Below are 1,279 nucleotides of genomic sequence, written 5' to 3'. Positions count from 1 at the left end.
CGAGGCGATCGAACAGTACGGCAACCCGGTGCCCGAGCAGACGCTCGCCGCGCTGGCCGAACTCGACGCCTGGATCATGGGCCCGCACGACAGCGCCTCCTACGCCCCCGAACACCGCACCGGCCTGCCGCCCGCGGGCGCGGTCCGCAAGCGCTTCGGTCTCTACGCGAACATCCGCCCGGCCCGCAGCCTCGAAGGGGTGCGCGCACTGGCCCAGGACATGGATCTGCTGATCCTGCGCGAGAACACCGAGGGCCTCTACGCCGACCGCAATATGGCCGCCGGGTCGGGCGAGTTCCAGCCGTCGCGGGATGTCGCGCTGTCGGTCGGCGTGTTCACCCGGGCCGCGATCGAACGCATCGCGCGGCTGGGGTTCGAGATCGCGTCGGAGCGTTCGAAGAAGCTGACCGTGGTGCACAAGGTCAATGTGTTGCCCATGACCATGGGCATGTTCCGCGATATCTGTTACGAGGTGGCCGCGGACTACCCGGACGTGGAGATCGACGACGAGCACGTGGACGCGGCGGCGGCGCATCTGGTCCGCGCGGCCCGCGACTACGACGTGATCGTCACCGAGAATCTGTTCGGCGACATCCTGTCCGATCTGGCGGGCGAATTGAGTGGTTCGCTCGGTATGGCCGCCTCGGTGAACTGCTCCGATACCCAGATCATGGCGCAGGCGGTGCACGGCGCGGCCCCGACCCTGGCTGGGCGCAATCGCGCGAATCCGGTGGCGCTGTTCAACTCCGCGGCGGCGATGCTGCACTGGATGGGTCGCACCCAGCGCTACAGCGCATTGCGCCGGGTCGGCGACCGCATCGAACGCTCGGTTGCTGACACGTTGCGAGCTGGTGTTGCAACGTCCGATTTGGGTGGGCTAGCCTCTACCTCCGAATTCACCGAGCAGGTGCGCGCACGGCTGCACCGCTGGTGAGCGCGCATTCCGGGCCGGGCGTGTTCGGCCCCGCTCTGGCGTGTCGCCGATTAATCTTCGGTTACCGGCCGACGCGGACGGTGTCACTCGCTTACATTTCAAACGGCGGGCGACCCACGGATGTCGCGCACCCGAACTGTGGAGGACTGCTGTGTCTGTTCGTAACTCTTTTCGCGGGCGTGCCCTGCGAGCCGCTGTCGTCGTCGCCGGTGGCGCTCTCGCACTGACCGCTTGTACCAGTAATTCCGAGTCCAGCGGTCCCGAGGTGGCCAAGGTCGACGTGGCCAAGGTCGACACCATCGCGGGCAAGGTCCCCTCCGACATCAAGTCCTCCGGCAAGCTGAC

At 67.2% G+C, this 1,279-nt stretch carries 1 protein-coding gene and 1 pseudogene; both read left to right on the top strand.

Annotation, left to right across the window (positions count from 1 at the left end):
• Positions 1-934 (top strand): isocitrate/isopropylmalate dehydrogenase family protein (locus ACIRS4_RS37380; RefSeq protein ID WP_404204606.1); only part of this gene is annotated, 934 nt, incomplete at its 5' end.
• A 151-nt stretch (positions 935-1,085) separates the two neighbouring features.
• A pseudogene (locus ACIRS4_RS37375) lies at positions 1,086-1,279 on the top strand (hypothetical protein); the annotation flags it as partial.

It is taken from the genome of Streptomyces sp. NPDC101166 (assembly GCF_044768125.1).
Lineage (GTDB): Bacteria > Actinomycetota > Actinomycetes > Streptomycetales > Streptomycetaceae > Streptomyces.
This window is presented reverse-complemented; position numbering and strand designations above follow the sequence as displayed.